At 36.5% G+C, this 20599-nt stretch carries 19 protein-coding genes; 7 read left to right on the top strand and 12 right to left on the bottom strand.

Annotated elements, in window-relative coordinates:
• Window positions 1–66: 66 nt before the first annotated feature.
• Both RM706_RS16095 and RM706_RS16090 read right to left on the bottom strand, forming a co-directional pair.
• Window positions 67–3012, bottom strand: coding sequence for a fasciclin domain-containing protein (locus RM706_RS16095; protein ID WP_311353297.1), 2946 nt, complete (start codon window positions 3010–3012; stop codon window positions 67–69).
• Window positions 3013–3096: 84 nt separating this feature from the next.
• On the bottom strand, window positions 3097–4500 hold the full coding sequence (locus tag RM706_RS16090) for a fasciclin domain-containing protein (RefSeq protein ID WP_311353296.1): 1404 nt from the start codon (window positions 4498–4500) through the stop codon (window positions 3097–3099).
• Window positions 4501–4905: 405 nt separating this feature from the next.
• Between RM706_RS16090 and mnmA the strand changes: the two genes are divergently transcribed.
• Window positions 4906–6099, top strand: a complete 1194-nt coding sequence (gene mnmA, locus RM706_RS16085) for a tRNA 2-thiouridine(34) synthase MnmA (RefSeq protein WP_311353295.1) — start codon at window positions 4906–4908, stop codon at window positions 6097–6099.
• A gap of 4 nt (window positions 6100–6103) precedes the next feature.
• The gene (locus tag RM706_RS16080) at window positions 6104–7048 is read left to right on the top strand and encodes an NAD(P)H-dependent flavin oxidoreductase (RefSeq protein ID WP_311353294.1); all 945 of its coding nucleotides are present in this window, start codon (window positions 6104–6106) and stop codon (window positions 7046–7048) included.
• Here the strand turns inward: RM706_RS16080 and RM706_RS16075 are convergent.
• Window positions 7043–8773 carry a tetratricopeptide repeat protein gene (locus RM706_RS16075; protein ID WP_311353293.1) on the bottom strand — a complete coding sequence of 577 codons (1731 nt, stop codon included), beginning with the start codon at window positions 8771–8773 and terminating at the stop codon, window positions 7043–7045. The two genes, RM706_RS16080 and RM706_RS16075, sit on opposite strands and share 6 nt — an antisense overlap.
• A gap of 202 nt (window positions 8774–8975) precedes the next feature.
• On the opposite strand from RM706_RS16075, the gene RM706_RS16070 reads away from it, so the two are divergent.
• Window positions 8976–9455, top strand: coding sequence for a hypothetical protein (locus RM706_RS16070; RefSeq protein ID WP_311353292.1), 480 nt, complete (start codon window positions 8976–8978; stop codon window positions 9453–9455).
• Here the strand turns inward: RM706_RS16070 and RM706_RS16065 are convergent.
• From RM706_RS16065 to RM706_RS16040, 6 genes are all read right to left on the bottom strand, one after another.
• The gene (locus RM706_RS16065) at window positions 9452–10786 is read right to left on the bottom strand and encodes a DUF58 domain-containing protein (protein ID WP_311353291.1); all 1335 of its coding nucleotides are present in this window, start codon (window positions 10784–10786) and stop codon (window positions 9452–9454) included. The genes RM706_RS16070 and RM706_RS16065 overlap by 4 nt on opposite strands.
• A 140-nt stretch (window positions 10787–10926) precedes the next feature.
• Entirely contained in the window at window positions 10927–11925 is a 999-nt protein-coding gene (locus RM706_RS16060) for an AAA family ATPase (RefSeq protein WP_311353290.1), read from the bottom strand.
• Window position 11926: 1 nt separating this feature from the next.
• Entirely contained in the window at window positions 11927–13135 is a 1209-nt protein-coding gene (locus tag RM706_RS16055; protein WP_311353289.1) for a DUF4350 domain-containing protein, read from the bottom strand.
• Window positions 13136–13140: 5 nt separating this feature from the next.
• Window positions 13141–13866 (bottom strand): DUF4129 domain-containing protein, encoded by a 726-nt coding sequence (locus tag RM706_RS16050; RefSeq protein ID WP_311353288.1) that lies wholly within the window; start codon window positions 13864–13866, stop codon window positions 13141–13143.
• Complete coding sequence (locus RM706_RS16045; protein WP_311353287.1) at window positions 13863–14804, bottom strand: stage II sporulation protein M; 942 nt, start codon at window positions 14802–14804, stop codon at window positions 13863–13865. The genes RM706_RS16050 and RM706_RS16045 overlap by 4 nt, the downstream gene beginning before the upstream one ends.
• Window positions 14767–15753: a stage II sporulation protein M gene (locus RM706_RS16040; RefSeq protein ID WP_311353286.1), complete on the bottom strand. Its 987-nt coding sequence runs from the start codon at window positions 15751–15753 to the stop codon at window positions 14767–14769. Before RM706_RS16040 ends, RM706_RS16045 begins: the two co-directional genes overlap by 38 nt.
• A 36-nt stretch (window positions 15754–15789) precedes the next feature.
• On the opposite strand from RM706_RS16040, the gene RM706_RS16035 reads away from it, so the two are divergent.
• Both RM706_RS16035 and RM706_RS16030 read left to right on the top strand, forming a co-directional pair.
• Window positions 15790–16515 carry an RDD family protein gene (locus RM706_RS16035; RefSeq protein WP_311353285.1) on the top strand — a complete coding sequence of 242 codons (726 nt, stop codon included), beginning with the start codon at window positions 15790–15792 and terminating at the stop codon, window positions 16513–16515.
• 3 nt (window positions 16516–16518) lie between these two features.
• Window positions 16519–17124 carry a trimeric intracellular cation channel family protein gene (locus RM706_RS16030; RefSeq protein ID WP_311353284.1) on the top strand — a complete coding sequence of 202 codons (606 nt, stop codon included), beginning with the start codon at window positions 16519–16521 and terminating at the stop codon, window positions 17122–17124.
• Between the two features lie 5 nt (window positions 17125–17129).
• Here the strand turns inward: RM706_RS16030 and RM706_RS16025 are convergent, their stop codons facing one another.
• Complete coding sequence (locus RM706_RS16025) at window positions 17130–17855, bottom strand: peptidylprolyl isomerase (RefSeq protein ID WP_311353283.1); 726 nt, start codon at window positions 17853–17855, stop codon at window positions 17130–17132.
• Here RM706_RS16025 and RM706_RS16020 point away from each other — a divergent pair.
• Both RM706_RS16020 and RM706_RS16015 read left to right on the top strand, forming a co-directional pair.
• Window positions 17854–18495: an NUDIX hydrolase gene (locus RM706_RS16020; RefSeq protein WP_311353282.1), complete on the top strand. Its 642-nt coding sequence runs from the start codon at window positions 17854–17856 to the stop codon at window positions 18493–18495. The two genes, RM706_RS16025 and RM706_RS16020, sit on opposite strands and share 2 nt — an antisense overlap.
• A 35-nt stretch (window positions 18496–18530) precedes the next feature.
• Window positions 18531–19346: a lysophospholipid acyltransferase family protein gene (locus RM706_RS16015; protein ID WP_311353281.1), complete on the top strand. Its 816-nt coding sequence runs from the start codon at window positions 18531–18533 to the stop codon at window positions 19344–19346.
• On the opposite strand, the gene RM706_RS16010 is transcribed toward RM706_RS16015, so the two are convergent.
• Window positions 19343–19981 (bottom strand): DUF8845 family protein, encoded by a 639-nt coding sequence (locus tag RM706_RS16010; protein WP_432264978.1) that lies wholly within the window; start codon window positions 19979–19981, stop codon window positions 19343–19345. The two genes, RM706_RS16015 and RM706_RS16010, sit on opposite strands and share 4 nt — an antisense overlap.
• 7 nt (window positions 19982–19988) lie before the next feature.
• Window positions 19989–20483, bottom strand: coding sequence for an RNA polymerase sigma factor (locus RM706_RS16005; protein ID WP_311353279.1), 495 nt, complete (start codon window positions 20481–20483; stop codon window positions 19989–19991).
• Window positions 20484–20599 lie beyond the last annotated feature (116 nt).

The raw sequence follows: 20599 nt of genomic DNA, 5'->3' as shown, positions 1-20599 counted from the left end.
CGTTGGTCGATACCAACGGCATTTATTAGTAATAAAAACCTTACATATTTATAGTTTTCAACAGATTTAGTGCAATAAATCAAGAATTTCTTGTGGTAAAAGAACTTTATCAATAATATGTACAATTCCGTTACTGGCGATATTATCTACTGCCGTTACATTGGCATCAATATGGGTTTTGTCACTGATTCGTATGGGATGATCCTCAATTGCTTCAATTTTTTCACCATGAAGCGTTTCTAACCTTAAATGACCGGTAATATCCATCTCACTAACGACTTCTCCACTTACTACATGATATGTCAATATTTTAGCTAGTAATTCTCTTTCTTCATGCGTATCAAAATCTTCGATACTATTATAAGAGCTGCCCAAGCTGTGAAGCAAGTTTTCAAATGCGTGATTGGTAGGTGCAAACACTGTAAAAGGGCCTTCACCACTTAAGGCCTCTACTAAACCAGCGTCCGCTTGAATCAATACGTCTACTAAAATGCTTAAGTCTTCAACAGATTGTGCCAGCTCTACAATATTGGGTGTTGGTGGAAATAAAATGTCTAATACCTCTTGAGGTAACAATACTTTATTTATTACATGGACCACACCGTTACTTGCATCAACATCAGGTATAATTACTTGTGCATCAGTATCTGTGGCATCTTGAATAAACACACCTCCATCAAGACTAACAATAACATTGGCACCATTAACGGTAGCAATTTCCTGTCCGTCGGATAAATCGGTAGAGAAAGCCTCGGTACCAGAAACGACGTGATAGGTCAATATTTTGACCAAAAGGTCCAGCTCTTCTTGTGTGTCAAAATCGGTAAGGCTATGGTAGTCATCTCCAAGAATTTCCAAGAGATTTACAAATGCATGATTGGTAGGCGCAAAGACGGTAAAAGGCCCGTCACCGCTCAAAGTGTCAACCAAGCCAGCATTGGCAGCTACCAGTGCATCGACCAAGAGGCTCAAATCGTCGGTTGCGATGGCAGTCTCCACAATGTTCATCATGTTCAAGGTGGCCACAAAGTCCAGTGCTTCCTGCGGTAATAGTACTTTGTCAATGACATGCACCACCCCGTTGCTTACATCTACATCTGGTATTTCCACATGTGCTCTGTCGTCGGTTGCATCTTTAATTGATACTCCGTTTCCATTAATTCCAATGGTCACTTTTGCGCCATTAACGGTAGCAATTTCTTGTCCGTCGGATAAATCGGTAGAGAAGGCCTCGGTACCAGAAACGACGTGATAGGTCAATATTTTGACCAAAAGGTCCAACTCTTCCTGTGTATCAAAATCGGCAAGGCTATGGTAGTCATCTCCAAGAATTTCCAAGAGATTTACAAATGCATGATTGGTAGGTGCGAATACTGTGAATGGTCCATCACCGCTCAAAGTATCAACCAAGCCAGCATTGGCAGCTACCAGTGCATCGACCAAGAGGCTCAAATCGTCGGTTGCGATGGCAGTCTCCACAATGTTCATCATGTTCAAGGTAGCCACAAAATCCAGTGCTTCCTGAGGTAATAATACTTTGTCGATGACATGCACCACCCCGTTGCTTGCATCTACATCAGGTATGATTACTTGTGCAGGGTTTTCAGATGCGTCTTTAATAAACACGCCTCCATCAAGACTAACAGTAACATTGGCACCATTTACAGTCGCAATTTCTTGTCCATCAGACAGATCGGTAGAGAAGGCCTCGGTACCAGAAACGACATGATAGGTCAATATTTTGACCAAAAGGTCCAGCTCTTCTTGTGTATCAAAATCGGTAAGGCTATGGTAGTCATCTCCAAGAATTTCCAAGAGATTTACAAATGCATGATTGGTAGGCGCGAATACGGTAAAAGGGCCATCACCGCTCAAAGTGTCAACCATGCCTGCATTGGCAGCTATCAGTGCATCGACCAAGAGGCTCAAATCGTCGGTTGCGATGGCAGTCTCCACAATGTTCATCATTTCAATTGTCGCCAAAAAATCTAAAGCTGCTTGTGGCAATAACACTTTATCGATGACATGAGCGACACCATTTGTGGCCATTACATCGGTTAGCGTAATATTTGCATTGGTTTCTGATGCATCGCCGACAACAAAAGTCTCGCCATCTGCAATGATCTCAATTGAATTTTCAGGAAATGCAGTACCTACTGTTCCAGCAGTTAAATCAGCTTCTAAAACCTTAGTCGGAATAACATGGTACAATAAGATGTTTTTTAATAGGGCGATTTCTTCCTCTGTATCAAAATCATCCAAAGAGCTATAGTCCTCACCTAAAGTCATTAAAAGGCCGGTAAAAGCATCATCGGTAGGAGCAAAAACAGTAAAAGGGCCATCACTCTTAAGCGTATCCACTAAACCAGCTTTAATAACAGCGGCTTCTAGTACCGATAGTGTTTCAGTAGCTATGACCACATCTACTAGGTCATCTGAGTTTAGTGCATTTAATACGGCTTGGGGAACTAGTACTTTGTCGATTACATGTACAATTCCATTGGAAGTTTCCACATCGGGAGTAATGACTTCGGAATCATTTATAAAAACCCCACCTTCAAGGGAGACAGTGACAGTTTCTGTTTGTACCGTAGCAATTTCTTGACCTTCCGAAAGGTCTGTTGACGCTGTAGCTGTGCCAGCTACAACATGATATTTTAAAATTTCAGCAAGAAGTGCCTTTTCTTCTTCTGTATTAAAATCGGCTAAAGTTTCAAACCCTTCTAAATCAGCAAGCAATGCTGCGAATGCATCATTGGTAGGGGCAAATACGGTAAATGGACCGTCACCACTTAATGTGCTAATAAGATTGGAGTCTTCATTCTCGTCAGCTTTCCCTAAAGCTGCCACCAGTGAGCTCAAAGCATCATTACCTTGTGCGGTTTCAACAATGTTTGTTGATGTAGTCTGATTTGGTGTAGTGTTTTGATCGTCATCTTTGTCACATGACAATACAAATGCTGTTATTGCAAAAAGCAATAAAAAATTCTTGAGTTGTAAAAAGTGTTTCATTTCATATAGTTTTTAGGGTGTTAATTGAAAGTTCAATCAGTAGAAAAAGGGCCATAGTGTTCTGCTATTGCCCTTTTTGATAAATTAATTTGTAGTATCTGGAATCATTACCTTGTTCAACACATGGATTACTCCATTATTAGCTTGAACATCGACCACCACAATTCCAATATCTGTATTGCCTGCGCCATCAGTAACATCTGCAATGTTGTCACCTGTACCAGGTAAGGTAATCTTGATTGCATCATCTTCTAACGTGCTTGGTGAGGTGTCTCCAGGATTGGTTAAATCACTTGAACGCACATTTCCTGGCGTTACAACGTGATGTTGAAGAACACTTGTTAAAAGTGCCTCATCAATATCAGTAACACTGTTCCATTCCATATTGCTATCCAATAATGCTTGAAAAGCAGTATCAGTTGGTGCAAAAACGGTAAAAGGTCCTTCTCCGTTAAGCACTGATACAAAATCAGTAGCTGGCGTACCTTCGGTAAGTGCAGCAACCAGAGGTGCAAAAGTGGCATCTGCTACCGCAAATGTTGTTACTGTTGGTAGGTCAATGACACCATCCACAGCATGGATTACGCCGTTTGTGGCAATGACATCTGCAATTACAACTGAGCTTGTGCCATTAATAAGAACCCCATCGTCTGTCGAGATATATTGATTCAAATTATCACCATCTGCATTTGTGGCTACGGTGCTAACGTACATATTCATTAGCTGGTCAGAAGACACAGCCGCACCTGGAATTACGTGATACGATAAAACCGAATTGATATCGTTATCATTCGGATTCGTAAAAGCTGTAAAGGCATCGTTTACTGGAGCAAATACAGTATAGACATTAGTATCGCTTGAAAGTAAATCTGTAAATGTTGTATTGTTGTCAGTAGTTAGAGCGCCAACTAAAGATGACAGGGCCCCATTAGCTACTGCGTGGTCTACAATATTAGGTAAGCCTATCACACTATTTACAATATGTACTACACCATTATCAGCTTCATTATCAGCGTTTGTTACAGTAGCTACACCATTGATTACAACTCCAGATGCGGTATCTATAAATAAACTTAGGTTTCTACCATCCGCCCCAGCAGTTGATAAACTAGAAACATATCCAGTAGACAAACTAGAAGATAAATTTGTGCCACTTACCACATGGTTTAATAATACATCGGTCAGCAAATCATTAGGCACTTCTGATAAGGAAGCAAAGTTATTTGCTGCTAAAAATGCAGTAAAAGCTTCGTTTGTAGGTGCAAAAACGGTAAAAGGACCATCAGCTTGTAAGGTTTCAACCAAATTTGCAGCCGTTAGGGCTTCAACAAGAATGCTGAGATCAGCGGTGTCAATGGCTAAGTCAACAATGGTAGTTGTTTCTTCCATTGGAGGGTCTGTAGTTCCGTCGTCATCATCAGAACAAGAGATGAACAAAAACACAGCAAGTAGAGCACTCAGTTTAAGAAAATTCAATACGACTTTCATAATAAGGGTTTTAATTAATTGTTTAACAAAAAAACATAATGTTTGAACTTTTTTTGATTTGAAAATCAAGTAGTTAGCTTTTAAATCTATATTAAGTAACTGATATTCAATATTATATTTACATTATAATGAAGATATTTTGTTCAACAAATGGTTGCTTTTATTAAACAGAATTTAATAAATGTTTAACATTAATTGATAAAAATCAAACAAAATAATTTTGTCCTAATAATGATTATTTCCACTTTAGCTATTTGATTTACAAGGTTTAAAACTGACTCTAATCCATAAAAAGAAAAAATTCAGGCTTTTTCAAATTTGTTAATCCATTAGTATTTTGTTAAGGAATTGAATAAAACTTAGACAAAGGCTATTTCGTATTTTTGCAGAATAGTTTTTAAAGAAGTGAAAAAGAAAGTAGTAGTAGGATTATCAGGGGGAGTAGATTCCAGTGTTACCGCATATTTGCTCAAAGAACAAGGATATGAGGTAATCGGTCTTTTTATGAAGAACTGGCATGATGATTCCGTGACCATTTCAGATGAATGTCCTTGGTTAGAAGATAGCAATGACGCGCTTATAGTGGCAGATAAGTTGGGTATTCCGTTTCAAACGGTCGATTTGAGTGTGGAGTACAAAGAACGTATTGTTGATTATATGTTCAATGAATACGAACGAGGACGCACTCCTAATCCCGATGTGCTGTGTAATCGTGAAATCAAGTTTGATGTCTTTTTAAAAATTGCTTTAGACCTAGGTGCTGATTACGTAGCGACGGGTCACTATTGCCGAAAAGGCATTATTAAAAATTCAGATGGAAGTGAAACATATCAGTTGCTCGCTGGTGCTGATGGAAATAAAGACCAATCTTATTTTTTATGTCAATTATCTCAAGAACAACTCGCTAAGACATTGTTTCCGATAGGAGAATTATTGAAACCAGCGGTTCGCGACATTGCCGCCAAAAACAATTTGATTACCGCAGATAAAAAAGATTCCCAGGGACTTTGTTTTATTGGCAAGGTCCGGTTACCCGATTTTCTGCAACAAAAATTGAAGCCTAAAAAGGGTGTTATTGTTGAGATTCCAGCGGATTCACCGCAATATCAAAATGGGCAAGCCTCATTTTCCGACAAGTCTTTAGAGCTGAAGTATTACGCTGAAAAGCCCGCGTACCATTTAACAGACGGAAAGATAGTTGGGGAACATCAAGGCGCGCATTACTTTACAATGGGTCAACGAAAAGGCTTAGATGTTGGTGGTACGCCAGAGCCTTTATTTGTAATAGATACCGATGTCGATAACAACGTTATTTACACGGGTCAAGGAAAGTCGCATCCTGGGTTATATCGTCGTACACTATTTATTCATGATGAAGAATTACACTGGGTTCGAAAAGATTTAAAACTAACCCTAGATGAGACTATGGAAGTCAAGGCCAGAATTCGATATCGCCAAGCTTTACAAAAAGCGATACTGTATAAAGTTGATGGCGGAGCATATTTAGATTTTGATGAAAAGCAATCTGCTATTACCGAAGGCCAGTTTGCAGCTTGGTACGTTGAAGATGAATTGATTGGGTCAGGAGTTATATCTTAGTCGAATGCAAAATAGAGTTACGGAACTTTTCGGAACAGAATACCCTATCATTCAAGGCGGAATGATATGGGCAAGTGGTTGGCGTTTGGCATCTGCCGTATCTAATGCAGGTGGACTGGGAATTTTAGGCGCAGCCAGCATGTACCCTGAAGTATTATTAGAACATATTCAGAAATGTAAAAAAGCTACTGATAGACCTTTTGGGGTTAATGTGCCGATGTTGTATCCTGATATCGATAAATTGATGGATATCATTGTTAGTGAAGAAGTGAAAATTGTTTTCACCTCTGCAGGCAATCCAAAAACTTGGACTTCTTTTTTAAAGGAAAGAGGAATCACCGTAGTACATGTGGTGAGTAGCGTAAAGTTCGCGCTAAAGGCACAAAATGCTGGAGTAGATGCAATAGTTGCCGAAGGCTTTGAAGCAGGCGGACATAATGGACGAGATGAAACCACAACCTTAGTCTTGATTCCTGCAGTGAAAGAACAAATTTCTATTCCCTTAATTGCCGCTGGGGGTATCGCCACAGGGAGACAAATGCTTGCAGCTATGATTTTAGGTGCTGATGGTGTACAAGTGGGTAGCCGGTTTGTAGCAAGTATTGAGGCCTCCTCACACCAATTGTTTAAAGATGAGGTAGTCAAAGCTAAAGAAGGGGATACGCAACTAACTTTGAAAGAGCTTGCCCCAGTACGTTTGCTTAAAAATAAATTCTATCAAGATATTCAAAACGTTTATGCTCAAGGTGCTTCTATGGCTGAACTTAAAGAAGTTTTAGGTCGTGCACGTGCCAAAAAAGGCATGTTTGAAGGCGATTTAGAAGAAGGAGAATTGGAAATTGGACAAGTTTCTGCTTTGATACACAATATTCAGCCAGCAGCTCGAATTGTAAAAGAGTTGATGGCTGACTTCGAAGAGGCCAAAGAAAAAATAATTAATCCTTTATAGTATTGAATTATCAATACTTAAATCTGCATGTTGCCAAGCTTTTTCAAATTCTGCTTTGATTTTTGATGCTTCTTCTTTTTTATTTTGAGCTTTCAAGCTACTGTGCAGCCCTATTAAAGACCATCCGTTTTGTCTTAAATCGTCTAAATCTTCCTTGTAAATTTGTTCCGCCTCTTCAAACTTTTTCGCTTTTAATAGAACTGCTCCCAAATTTTGACGGGGTGGTATGTGCCAAGAAGAAGGTTCATTATAGACCAAATTATCTTCAATTTGTACGGCTTCTTTTAAGTGACCTATAGCTTTTTCATAATCACCCTCTGTAGCCGCTATTTCGCCTGCAACCACCTCATAAGCCAATTCTGCAATTGTCAAACTTGAATCAAACCCAACCGTCATAAGGGTTTCTAAATCTTCATCTTCCATCATGGTTTTAATAGCTTCGAGTTCTTCATTAGCATCTTTAAGATTGTTTTTTCTCGTAAAAGCAACTCCTCTGGCATAGTGCCACATTAAGCGTAAATGTTTAATATCTTCATTAGGAGCAGGTATTGTCAAAATATCGTTCCATTTACCAAAGCGTACATAAGACAGGAGTGGAGTAGCGGCAAAATTTTGTAAAAAATGCATTTCTTCCATTTCACCGACTGGTACTTTTTCAGCAGTCTTTTTCGCAGCATCAATAGCAATATCGCTGTTACCTAATAAGCTGGATGCTGACCATAGAAAATGAATGTTATGTGGATAATATCCTAATGGATACATCCCTTGTGCGTAACATTGGGAGATATAATCTTCATCGGCCAATACAGCCTTTTGATTCGCTTTTACGGCATCATAATAACGACCAATTCTGATATAAATATGAGAGGGCATATGTACGATATGACCAGCTCCAGGCATTAGGGTCCCTAGCTTGTCCGCACTCGCCTCTGCTAAATCTGGTTTTGGCAATTCTACCATATGAATATAATAGTGATGTGCCCCAGGGTTTTCAGGGTTAAGTTGTATTGCTTTTTCTAATGCCGCTTTTGCTTCAGGAATATTTGGAGAAGGATTACCTTCATTGTCCCAATAATTCCAAGGCACGGTATTCATAACTGAGGCTGCATAAAGTGTTTGAATCTGGTCGTCTTCTGGAAACTTATCGACCACCTTCCTCATCGCATTCATGTAAGCAAGGTTTAAATTTTCTGTAGCTATTAAAGTATCTGCAGAATATCTAGTTGCTAAAGCTTCAATTAGTGCTTTTTCTTTATCAGTTCCTTTTGAGGTCTTTGCAATAGCTTTTTCAAGCGAGCCTAAAGCCTTTTCAATACGTTCCCTATCGGGCGCAGGGTCATTAATATTTGGACCCAGCGCATAGGCTTGCCCCCAGAATGACATGGGTGAATTTGGGTCAAGTCTAGAAGCTTCCAAAAATGAACGATGGGCTTCAGCGTGATTAAAAGCATAGGTTAATCGTAACCCTTGATTAAAAAAAGTCTGAGCTTCTTCGTTAGTGGTACTTATTTTGTACTTTAAAGTGCCTAGATTATCAAAAAGAGGTGAAATCTGTTGAGTGCTATCAATTTCTTCAAGCATAAATTTGGCTGCGGTACACTTGATAAAATTCAGTCCTGCTATTTCTCTCTTTTTTGGAAGTTCTTTTTGCTTTTCATTGATAGTAATGGTCAAAATTATGGCTGAAATGAGAAGTCCTAAAATCCATTTTTGCTTTGTAGTCATTTGTTTATTTTTTCTGGTTGGTAGCTAAAAGATGTACCAATCTAGATTATAGTGATTAGTTGTGGGAGGAATTGCCCTAAAGATAAAGAAATATCACATTTGAAATTAAATAATTAATTGATTTTCATTTGGTTAAAAGTTTAACTCATTTTTTGCCAAATGGCTTCGAACTTCTAAAGCTTTTTTTAACTTTACACAACATATGAAAAAACTAATTCCCACTTTAGTATTTTTGATGTGCTTGCACTTTGTCTCTGGTCAAGACAGGGATAAGGTTTTGCATTATATCGGAGGCAACTTATTTGGTTTAGCTGGTGCGGGAATTGCCAAGCATGTATCTGATGGAAACAGATGGTGGACTTTTGCTGGTGCAGTTGGCGGTAGTACGTTGGTTGGTTTGGGCAAAGAAGCTATTGATGCAAGTCAGCGAGAAGGTGGATGGGATAATGAAGATTTGCTTGCAACAATTCTAGGGGGAGTTACTGTTGGTGTTGTTATTGATATAGCTGGAGGTAAAAAACAAAGGAAATTAAAGGCAAAGAATTCTACTGCAAGTATGCAAATGTTTTTTGATGATGATTGGTCTAATCAATCTCTTGAGTACTTAGAAAGTTTAGATAGAATGCCCTCGATCACTGAACTCTCTATGACCAGATTCTATATGCAGCTACAGACCGATTAAAGTAGTCCGCGCGCTTTTATTTCCAAATACTTATTAATAGTATTAATGGTAAGGTCTTCGGGTTTGGTCAGAATAGTTTGAATTCCAAATTTTCGAAGTTCATTTACAATCAACTTCTTTTCAAATAAGAATTTTTCGGCAATGGTCTGTTCAAATATTTGATGGGTGTTTTCTGCTTTTTTTGAGGCAAACTCTAGTAATTCTGTATTCTCAAAAAAGATAACCACTAAAAGATGTTGCTTTGCAATAGCCTGTAGATAGTGTAGTTGTCGGTTCAATGCATCCATGGTCTCAAAATTGGTGTATAACAAGAAGAGACTGCGTTGGTTCAGGTTTCTTTTAATATCGACATATAACCTACTGAAATCACTTTCAACAAAATTAGTTTCAAGATTGTATAGGGTTTCAAGAATAAGGCTCATTTGAGAACTGCGACGTTCGGCCACTACACGATTTTCTATTTTATTGCTAAATGAAAACATACCGGCCTTATCATTTTTTTTGATGGCAATATTACTGATGACTAGGGTGGCATTAACCGCATAATCTAGCAAACTTAATTCTTCAAAAGGCATTTTCATTACCCTGCCTTTGTCAATAATGGAATAGATAGGCTGTGATTTTTTATCTTGATATTGATTGACCATCAACTGATTGCGCTTGGCTGTAGCCTTCCAATTAATGTTCCTAATATCATCACCTTGAACATATTCTTTAATTTGTTCAAATTCCATGGTATGGCCAATCTTTCTGATTTTTTTTAACCCGTATTCGAATAGGCGATTGGTGAAAGCAATCAAATCATATTTTCGTAATTGTAAAAAGGACGGATATACAGGTACCTCTTGGGCAGTGTTAAATCGATATCTTTTTGCTAAAAGCCCAATAGGGGAAATTGCAAAAGCATTAAGACTCCCAAAAGAATACATACCCCGTTCTGTCGGCCTTAGGGTGTAAGAATACAATTTTTCTTCACCAGGTTGTAAGCTACTTTTCAATTCGAAATCACGCTTTTGAAATTGAAAGGGCACTTCATCTATGAGGTTTACTTGGGTTTTAAAGAGGTAGCGATTGGTCAATTGAACTTGAATGGTATTATTGTCTCCATTTGAAAGTTTATCCGGTAGCTGGCGTATACCATCAATGCCTCCTTTGGATAGAAAAAGCAGAACAACATCGACCAATACCAATAAGAGAAAAATATAAAATAGAATTTGAACCGTACTTAAAAGGTTCTGGAAAATGAAGGCGCATAGAAATCCTAAGATCAATATTGTGAGAACAATAAAAAATCGTTTCTGCAAATAGGTATGTCTAAATATTTTTTTCAAATCAAAGTATCAAGTATCAAAACCAAAATTTATAGTTTCATCTAACATCTAACATCTAACATCTAACATCTAACATCTAACATCTAACATCTAACATCTAACATCTAACATCTAACATCTAACATCTAACATCTAACATCTTATCTTGGAATTTCAATGGATTCAATTAATTGTTGTACAACCTTATCTGCGGTAAAACCTTCCATCTCACGCTCTGGGGTTAAAATTATTCGGTGTGCCAAAATAGGGTTGGCGACTTTTTTAATATCATCAGGAGTTATAAAATCACGCCCATTTATAGCTGCCAGAGCTTTTGAAGCATCCATAATAGCAATTGAAGCCCTTGGAGATGCACCTAAATATAAATTTGCATTAGTTCTTGTATTGTTCACAATGGAAGCGATGTAGCGCAGCAGGTTATCTTCAACAATTATTTCCTTAATGGTATTTTGATATTCGGCAATCTGTTTTGCAGTAAGTACCGATTTTATCAATTTTTCAAAATCAATATTTTTCTGTTGGTGCTTACTTTCTAAGATAGCGACTTCTTCGTCCAAAGAAGGATAATTCACATTTATCTTGAAAAGAAAACGGTCTAATTGCGCTTCTGGCAGACGATACGTTCCTTCTTGTTCTACTGGATTTTGGGTCGCGAACACCAAAAATGGAGGTTGCATATCAAATTCTTGTCCATCAATTGTGATTTGACGTTCTGCCATGGCTTCAAACAAGGCAGCCTGAGTTTTAGCCGGCGCTCTATTAATTTCATCAATTAAAATGATATTTGAGAAAAGGGGCCCTTTTTTGAACTCAAACTCTGAAGTCTTCACATTAAAAATAGAAGTACCCAAAATATCACTGGGCATTAGATCTGGTGTAAATTGAATACGACTAAAGTCAACATTAATGGTTTTTGCCAATAATTTTGCTGTAACTGTTTTTGCAACACCTGGTACACCTTCTATCAATGAATGGCCATTTGCTAAAATAGAAATGATAAGGAGTTCAATCATATCATTCTGCCCTATGATTACCTTACCTAGTTCGGATTTTATTTGAGCTACAGCTTCTTGAAGCTTGGTGAGATCTATTCTTGAATTGAATTCCAAGGGGTTTTCGTTTTGTTCGTTTGCCTCCATATTAATTTTTAAAAGCGGTTATTTTTTTATTGAGTTCAATAAGATTTTGCTCGCTGTGCATGGCCTTATTTTTTAGATATATGATGTATTCAATTAGTTTTTTTACTTCTTCTAGGCTTTTCCCAGATTTGGCAGCCAAAATTTGTATTGTTTTTTCGTTTAGGGTGCTAGTATCCAAATAATACCGATTTCTCAAAAATGCTAAGAAATAACTTAGCTTTTTAGTTATCAAATCAGTGTAATCTTTGTTTTGATGATATAAAGAACCAACAGTTCTTGCAAACTCCACAGATGAATTTTCAAGCGGATTAATAACGGGAATAATTCGTTGTTCACGTTTAGCTTTGAAAATCACAAAAAGAAGTAGTCCAACCATAGTAAGATAATATCCCCATTTTAGAGCAGTTTGATTTAGAACAAATCTCATTGGGGACGTAATAACTACTCGACCAGCCTTTTTATAATTATCCCAGTACAAATCAGCATTATTTAAGTAAGATAGGGTATGGGCAGCATAGTCCTCATTTCCCCTTAGCATGTAATAATTGGAAAATGCCTGCGGCGTGGTATTGACAAAAAACTGGCCTTTTCCAAAATTGGTTTTAATAAAATTAGGTTTGCGAACTATTTCTTCCACCGAACCGGTAAGCTCATTTTTTTGTTCGTATTTTAAATGACCTAAAACAGTAGTATTTAAAGTGTCTACCGAAATGAAATGCGCCTTGTTGATTCCTCTAGAAAACAAAAAATTTTCCTCTTTGAAATCTTTATGGGTAAGGTCAACAGTAACCGTATCTTCCAGTAATGTATATTCATAGTCAATGTCAATATTCAGCGTATCCTTCAAAAAATAACTGAAAGAAGAGGCTGCTATAAATACAGAATTCCCTTGAGCGGCATATTTCAACAATTGATTGGTTTCTTGCTTGTCTAAGTCAATATTGTCATTAACGAAAAAGTAATTTGATGTTTTGGTAGAATCACTATTGACCAACACATCATAAACACTCTCTTCAACTGTGGTAATTTCGCTTTCTGAAAATAGTTGTGACAATTCGTTGTAGAAAACAAAACAACCAAAAGGGATTTTATCGGCGGCCGTATATGAGGGTCGCCAATTAAGAGGTTTGGGACTTGTAATCTCTGTGATAATGATACTCAAAAGTACCACTGCAAATAACCCCAATATGATTTTTGACCTCTTATCCATTTTATTTATTGGGCTATGCTATTGTTTAAAGATTTAAAACTGTTGTGGGCTTTTTCGTAAGAAAGCTCATCAATTGGCTGTTCGCCATACCAGATATAATCATATAAATAAGAAACCTCTTTAAAACCTGATTTTAGATTTGGTTTTGCTATCTCACTTTGATAGTCTGAATTGGTTTTGTCAAAATGCCATTCAATGAGGTTAGCCTGTGATAGTCTTTTTAAAATCCGTAAATAGTGATACCGAATGGCTAACCGATAGTTTTTATCTTCTAAGGCCCCTTGCAATAAGGCTTCTAAATCTAAAGATTCGATATGTTGTTCTGCTAAATCAATATCGATAATGGACTTTGCTTTTTTAGTGAAAATAGAATTGAATTTTTCGTTTACCAATAGCCTGACAATAAGGTAAATTACTAAACCACCCATTAAAAAATAGATTAAATACTGCAATATTTTAAAAACCTCAGGTGATATATTTATTCCAAAAATATCTCCAAGTCCATTGCTCAACCACCTTAGAAAGCGTGCAATTAGATTTTGGGATTCCCCAGTTTTAATTTCATAATTGAATTCTTCGTTACTATATTTTTTGTTGAGGTCATTAGGTAATTTACGTTCTGTTAGTTCAGAACCTTCATCTTGAAGTACTTGAATACTATCTTTCTCAGATTGGGTAAACCCAAATAAGTATAAAAATAAGCACAGTACTATGGTTAGAATTCTTTTCACGCCTTGTTATTGCCTATTTCTTCTATCTTACTTCTGGTGTTCACATTATATGTCTTTTCATGAAGTGCATAATACAGAATACCATTTACAAATTGAGATAAACACTGTCCGTAAACGGCAATTATCAAAAATAAACTAGTGCCTAAGGTATATATTACAGTGGCAACGATGGAAGTGCTATAGGCAACATCATTTTCTACTACATGAAAAGTATATACGCCTATGATAACCCCAGGTACAATTAAGGCAACCATAATTAATACTCCGATGAGCAACCCAAGAATGAAGTTAACGCCGATTGACCGCCAGAAGTTTTTGGTCACTAAACTCCATCCTTCTCCCAAGGCGTCGGTCACTCCTTTTTTATTTTGTAACATATCATAAAAAGAGACGCCTAGCCATGCCTGAATAAAGAACTGCGAAATGTAATTGGCAAAAATACCTACCAAAGGGATAAAGGCTAGAATGATGGAAATTATCATTAGGACCAAAAATATAGGTATCATTAGCAGAATGAACAATACAATGTTTCCGAATTGACTTTTTGCATATTCCCAAACTTCTTTTTTATCAAAATTATCACCTTGCTTATCCTCATATTTAATCATATAGCTACTTGCCAAACCATAATTTAAAACGGCAACCATAATAAAAATGATTAGAAACATGATTCCGCCTATTCCTACTAAAATCATATATTTTGAGTCCATAGGTTCTCTAGCGACACCATAGGTATAAGAGTCTTCATAGGCAATGACGCCCATAAAACCCGAAACCAAAAGATAGCTTACAATAAGCAAGCCTATTAAGAAGATACCATTATAGCTTAAAAAAACATTAGTAAACTTTTTGATATTCTGTTTAAAAAAATCAAAATAGGTCGTGATGATATCTCCGAAATCACGATTTACCCTGAGCGAAATGTAATTCTCTGTCATGGATCTTTCTTAATAATCTTGGATATAATCCGTAATAAAATAGAATTAATACTAATGATGTGCCAATAATTAAAAATGCCAACCAATTTGGCATGTCTGTGTAACGGGTAATAAAGCCTTCAATAAATCCGGCAACAATGAAAAACGGTATGGTGCTCACCACTACTTTTAAGCCGTCTTTGGCCCCTTTCATGAAGGATACCCTTCGGGAAAATGTTTTAGGAAACAAAATACTATTGCCCATGATTAGTCCAGCGCAGCCTGCGACAATAATCACTGAAATTTCAATGGTCCCATGTAGCCAAATTTGTTTATTGGCTTCAAAAAAAACGCCCTTAGTGTAAAAAAAGGTGATAAAAGCACCTAACATAACACCATTACTAAAAAGAATATATGAGGTGCCTATACTTGTAATCACCCCAAAGGCAAATGCCAAAAATGCCACTCTAATATTATTAATGGTAATTCCTAAGAAGCTTCCAATTTCACTTCCACTTTTGTATATGGCTGCAGGGTCTCCATTAGAAATATTGTTTAGGGTTTCGTTTACATAGCCATCGCCTAAAATTAAGCGTACGAAAGTCCCATCATTATAAGCTGAAATACTACCAATAGCTGAAGCAATAATGAATATTAAAAAAGCAATACCAAGGGTTTTTTGATGATTTGCAAAAAACAAGGGAAACTCTGTCTTCCAAAAAGATATGATACGGTTGCTACTTTCCTTTCTGTTCTTGTATATTTTTTGATGGGCTTGTGAAGCCAAAGAATTCAAATACAATAAAGTCTTGCTTTCAGCGTAATAGGTTTGCGCATAAGCCAAATCATTGGTTAATTGAATATAGCCATCGGCCAGTTTGTCAGGATTGGTTTTGGAACCAAGGTTGATAGCCTTTTCAAATGCTATCCATTTTTCCTTATTTTGCTTGACAAAAGCGGCTTCGCGCATATAATGTAATTACCTAAAAGTTAAATTTAGTATTTAATGAGTAACCTTCAAATCAATACAACGCAAAATGTAAACCTTAATTATAAAATTGTAAGTATTGGAGAACGAATTTTGGCTTTCTTGATAGATGGTTTTATACTTTATCTTTACGCTTTTTTGGTCGACTTAATAGGCGACGCCATTGGTTACGTTTATGAAGATAGGTGGACACAAAGAGGATTGGTAGGTCTTATATTTTTACCAGCTATGTTCTATAGTATGTTGATGCACAGTATTTTTAATGGTCGTACCGTTGGTAAAATGCTATTAAAAATGCGTGTTGTCCGTTTTGATGGAGCTCCTGTACATTGGAGTAATTATTTGGTTCGATGGATGTTACGTTTAGTGGACATCTGGATTTTTGTGGGTTCAATAGGTCTATTGACCATTTTATTTTCTGAACGTAGGCAGCGTTTAGGTGATGCTGCCGCGAGTACCGTGGTTATCAGTACTAAAAACAAGATTAAGGTATCGCATACTATTCTCGAAGATGTAGAAGATACTTATGTGCCCAAGTTTACTAACGTTACTTTGTTGACTGACAAAGATGTACGCCTTATAAAAGAAACATATCAAATTGCCCGAAGAAGTAACGATTTTAAAACTATGACGGCCCTACGTGTTAAAGTTGATGGTATTTTGCAGACTAATTCAGAACTATATGATATACAGTACATTGACACTGTTTTGAAAGACTATAATTATTACACCCAAAAATTATAGCTAATGTTTTACTTTGCCACCGATATTTTAGGAACAATAGCTTTTGCCATTTCTGGGGTTTTAGTGGCAATGGAGAAAAAGTTGGATTTGTTTGGGGTGCTTATAATTGCTTTTGTAACCGCCATTGGCGGTGGTACCTTACGAGATTTGTTAATAGGGAATACTCCTGTGGTATGGATGCGAGATTCAGTCTATGTCATAACTATTGTGATAACGGTTATTGTCGCTATTCTTTTTGCAAAACAATTGAAATACTTGCGCAAATCATTGTTCTTATTTGATACCATTGGTATTGGTCTTTATACATTGGTAGGAGTTGAAAAAGGACTAGAGGCACAGCTTTTACCTATAATGTGCATTGCTCTAGGAACAATTACTGCAAGTTTTGGAGGGGTTATTCGTGATATTTTATGTAATGAAATTCCCGTAATTTTTAGAAAAGAAATTTACGCAACGGCTTGTATTTTAGGTGGTGTCAGTTATTTTCTTTTGAATAAGCTACCTATTCCTCCAAATTATGCCTTCATTATAGCAATTTTTGTAGTGATTTTACTTCGGATACTGGCTGTTAAATTTAATATTCGCTTGCCAAATATCTATAGAAATTAGATTTACTAAAACACCTCGGCCTTTAAAATGGTTACATTGAGCATTGGCCAATCCCCTTCGTCAACATCGACTTGATTTATTTTATCCACAATATCCATTCCTTCGATAATACGACCGAACGGGGTATAACTACCGTCTAAATGGTATGAGCCGGGTTTTGTTACCACTATAAAAAATTCATATGGTGATGCGAGTTTATGCGGATTGTCGCGCTCACTGCTTGGCATAGAAATAGTGCCGCGATGGTGTTTGTGTCCTTTTCTGGTATCTGGTGGAAGTAGGTAACGACCGATTTTTGCACGTTTTCTCCCCGTTGCCTTATCATCGGAATTACCACCTTGAATAATAAAATCTTTTACTATTCGGTGGAATTGAGTATTATCAAAATATCCTTTTTTAATGAGGTAGATAAAATTTGCCTTGTGATAGGGCACATTGTCAAACAATTGAATAGTAAAACTACCCATATTCGTGGTTAATCGTACCTTATTCTCTTTTACTTCTTTTGCATATTTAAAGAAAAAGTCAATAGCATTTTCTTCTGTCAACACAAATTCAGCCTCCTCGGTTTTTTCTTTTTTAATTTCTGATGGTATACTGTCTGCCTTGTTTCCTATTAATTCTTTTTTTGCGGTTTTTTCTATATTCGGTTTTCGTCCGGTTTTGTTTCCACAAGACGAAAAGAAAAATAGTGTTATACTTGCTATTAAAGAAATTGAAGGTCTTAGCATGAATTTTACTGATTTTTGCAAACAGCTTATAAAAATAAAAAATCTACCCTTGCCCGGCGATGAATCGCATTACAAAATGGAGCCCTTGATTAGACGAGAGTGGCGAGAATCTCATAAAATCAACAATAAGAGTCCAAGGCAAGCAGCTGTGATGGCTTTATTTTATCCGAATGCCGACGAAAAAACCCAACTACTTTTAATCCTTAGAAAGACCTATAATGGCGTACATTCTAATCAAATTGGTTTCCCTGGTGGAAAGGTTGAAAAAGATGATAAAAGTTTAGTAAATACGGCCTTACGGGAAACCTACGAAGAAGTAGGCGTGCTCCAAGATGACGTTGACGTACTGAAGACCTTGACGGAAATATATATTCCTCCTAGCAATTTTTTGGTTCAGCCCTATATTGGTCTTTACGCAAATCCAAAACCTTTTGTGATACAAGAAGAAGAAGTTGAAGCTTTGGTTGAAGTGAAATTGGCCGATTTTTTAAATGAACATAATAAAATTGAACAACAATTGTCAACATCTTATGCAAAAGAAATTCTTGTACCTGCCTTTAAATTAAATGGTTATGTTGTTTGGGGCGCTACGGCAATGATGCTTAATGAAATCAAAGATCTTTTAAAGAAAGTGCTTTAACGGTATTTTGTAAATTAGCCAAGTCAAACCAACACATGGGAATATTTAAAGAAAATCCTTTTGGGCATATTTTATTCTTAAAAAAATGGCTTATTAGAATATTAGGCCTTATTACTCATAACCGATATAAACAGTTTAATAAACTTCAAATTGAGGGATCTGAAATAATTAGAAATCTACCAGAACAGAATGTTCTTTTTGTGAGTAACCACCAAACTTATTTTGCCGATGTGGTTGCTATGTTTCACGTTTTTAATGCCAGCTTAAAAGGACGAGATGATAATATCAAGAATGTTGGATATCTATGGAATCCTAAGTTAAATTTTTATTATGTGGCGGCAGCTGAGACTATGGGCAAAAGCTTATTGACTAAAATTTTGGCTTATGCAGGCTCGATAAGCATAGAACGTACTTGGAGGGCCGATGGTCAAGACGTCAACAGAAAAGTGAAGTTTAGTGATATTTCTAATATTGGAATAGCATTGGAAGATGGTTGGGTAATCACATTTCCCCAAGGTACTACCAAACCTTGGAAACCGATAAGAAAAGGGACTGCGCATATTATCAAAAAATACAAGCCACTTGTTGTACCAGTTGTTATAGATGGATTTAGAAGATCTTTTGATAAAAAGGGGCTATACATCAAAAAGAAAGGTATTTTGCAATCTATGCAAATAAAAGAACCGCTTGATATAGATTATGACAATGAATCAATAGCCCAAATCACAGAAAAATTGGAATATGCCATCGAGCAGCATCCCTCTTTTTTACATGTAATTCCAGAGTCAGAACTTGCTGCTTATGAAGCTGACCATCAAAAAAGACGTTACAGCCATAAAGAAAAAGGCTAAACCTCTAGCTTTTTTAATTCCCTATAATTTACGTTTAACCGCTTTAGCAAAATTCCATACAGCAGTCTATAAAAAAGCCAAAGAATAAGCCCAAAAAACAAAATTGATACTGCAAAAAGAATTCCTAATAATAACCACGCGATTAAACTTGAATCAGCTGATGAGATTCTTTGTGTCAATTCGATAGGAGGGTTGAAAATCAAAACTTCTAATAGAACAACGACCATGGTAATAGCAAAGAGACCAAGGTTGAACCAAACATATTGCATTACTGTTTTTCTTGTTTTAATGATTTTTTTCATCAGATCTCGGGCAGAGTCAGTTACTGATATTTTCTTATAATTTTGGTAAAATTGAGAGATAAAATAAATCATGACCAGGTAAAAAATGATATCAATTGTCCAGTCTGTTATTTGAATTAATTTGACACCTCCACTGTCTAATTGGTCACTTTTAATAGGTACAAAAGATATTGCAATCCAAAAACCAAATTCAATGATACTGATGTAAAAAATCCATTTTACAATTGAGGATGATTTTTTCCAAATCATTTTATATATCTGGTCATATGTAAGCTTTGGAAGCGAAGCTTCTTGCTTTTGCCAGTCTTTTTTAAGTAATTCCAATTCGTCCATCATAACCTTAAGGGTTGAGTATGGTTCTTAATTTATTTTTTATTCTATTCATTTTTACTCGAGCATTTACCTCAGAAATACCTAAAGTTTCCGAAATTTCAGAATAGTCTTTATCTTCTAAATACAAAAACACCAAAGCCTTATCAATATCGCCTAGCTGTTTAACCGCATCGTACATTAATTTTAGTTGGCGTTCTTGGGTATCATCATATTCGTCGGCCTTTATTTTAAAAATTACCGAATCATAATCTTGGGTACGGACTCTTTTTTTTGATTTACGGTACAGCGTAATTGCAGTGTTTAGTGCCACCCTATACATCCATGTACTAAATTTTGCCTCACCTCTGAACTTTGGATATGCTTTCCAAAGTTGAATCGTTATTTCTTGAAACAAGTCGTTATGTGAATCCCTGTCATTTGTATAGAGACTACACACCTTGTGAACAATATTTTGATTGTTCTCAAGTTCGGTAACAAATTTGTGTTCCAGTTCTTTGCTCACAGAGTGGTTGGTAGGTTTTTTTAATGATTAGTAGCTGAATATTGGAATTTGTTACATTTTTTTGCTAAAAGCTAAAAGCTAAAAGCTAAAAGCTAAAAGCTAAAAGCTAAAAGCTA

Origin of the sequence: Croceitalea rosinachiae (assembly GCF_031846445.1) — a bacterium.
In the GTDB taxonomy this organism is placed as follows: domain Bacteria; phylum Bacteroidota; class Bacteroidia; order Flavobacteriales; family Flavobacteriaceae; genus Croceitalea; species Croceitalea rosinachiae.
This window is presented reverse-complemented; position numbering and strand designations above follow the sequence as displayed.

Coding starts and splice junctions, on each gene's coding strand:
- RM706_RS16025 (WP_311353283.1), bottom strand. CDS start 17,855: ATGCTAAGACCTTCAATTTCTTTAATAGCAAGTATAACACTATTTTTC.
- RM706_RS16095 (WP_311353297.1), bottom strand. CDS start 3,012: ATGAAACACTTTTTACAACTCAAGAATTTTTTATTGCTTTTTGCAATA.
- RM706_RS16035 (WP_311353285.1), top strand. CDS start 15,790: ATGAGTAACCTTCAAATCAATACAACGCAAAATGTAAACCTTAATTAT.
- RM706_RS16030 (WP_311353284.1), top strand. CDS start 16,519: ATGTTTTACTTTGCCACCGATATTTTAGGAACAATAGCTTTTGCCATT.
- RM706_RS16020 (WP_311353282.1), top strand. CDS start 17,854: ATGAATTTTACTGATTTTTGCAAACAGCTTATAAAAATAAAAAATCTA.
- RM706_RS16055 (WP_311353289.1), bottom strand. CDS start 13,135: ATGGATAAGAGGTCAAAAATCATATTGGGGTTATTTGCAGTGGTACTT.
- RM706_RS16010 (WP_432264978.1), bottom strand. CDS start 19,981: ATGGACGAATTGGAATTACTTAAAAAAGACTGGCAAAAGCAAGAAGCT.
- RM706_RS16015 (WP_311353281.1), top strand. CDS start 18,531: ATGGGAATATTTAAAGAAAATCCTTTTGGGCATATTTTATTCTTAAAA.
- RM706_RS16045 (WP_311353287.1), bottom strand. CDS start 14,804: ATGACAGAGAATTACATTTCGCTCAGGGTAAATCGTGATTTCGGAGAT.
- RM706_RS16080 (WP_311353294.1), top strand. CDS start 6,104: ATGCAAAATAGAGTTACGGAACTTTTCGGAACAGAATACCCTATCATT.
- RM706_RS16075 (WP_311353293.1), bottom strand. CDS start 8,773: ATGACTACAAAGCAAAAATGGATTTTAGGACTTCTCATTTCAGCCATA.
- RM706_RS16040 (WP_311353286.1), bottom strand. CDS start 15,753: ATGCGCGAAGCCGCTTTTGTCAAGCAAAATAAGGAAAAATGGATAGCA.
- RM706_RS16060 (WP_311353290.1), bottom strand. CDS start 11,925: ATGGAGGCAAACGAACAAAACGAAAACCCCTTGGAATTCAATTCAAGA.
- RM706_RS16090 (WP_311353296.1), bottom strand. CDS start 4,500: ATGAAAGTCGTATTGAATTTTCTTAAACTGAGTGCTCTACTTGCTGTG.
- RM706_RS16070 (WP_311353292.1), top strand. CDS start 8,976: ATGAAAAAACTAATTCCCACTTTAGTATTTTTGATGTGCTTGCACTTT.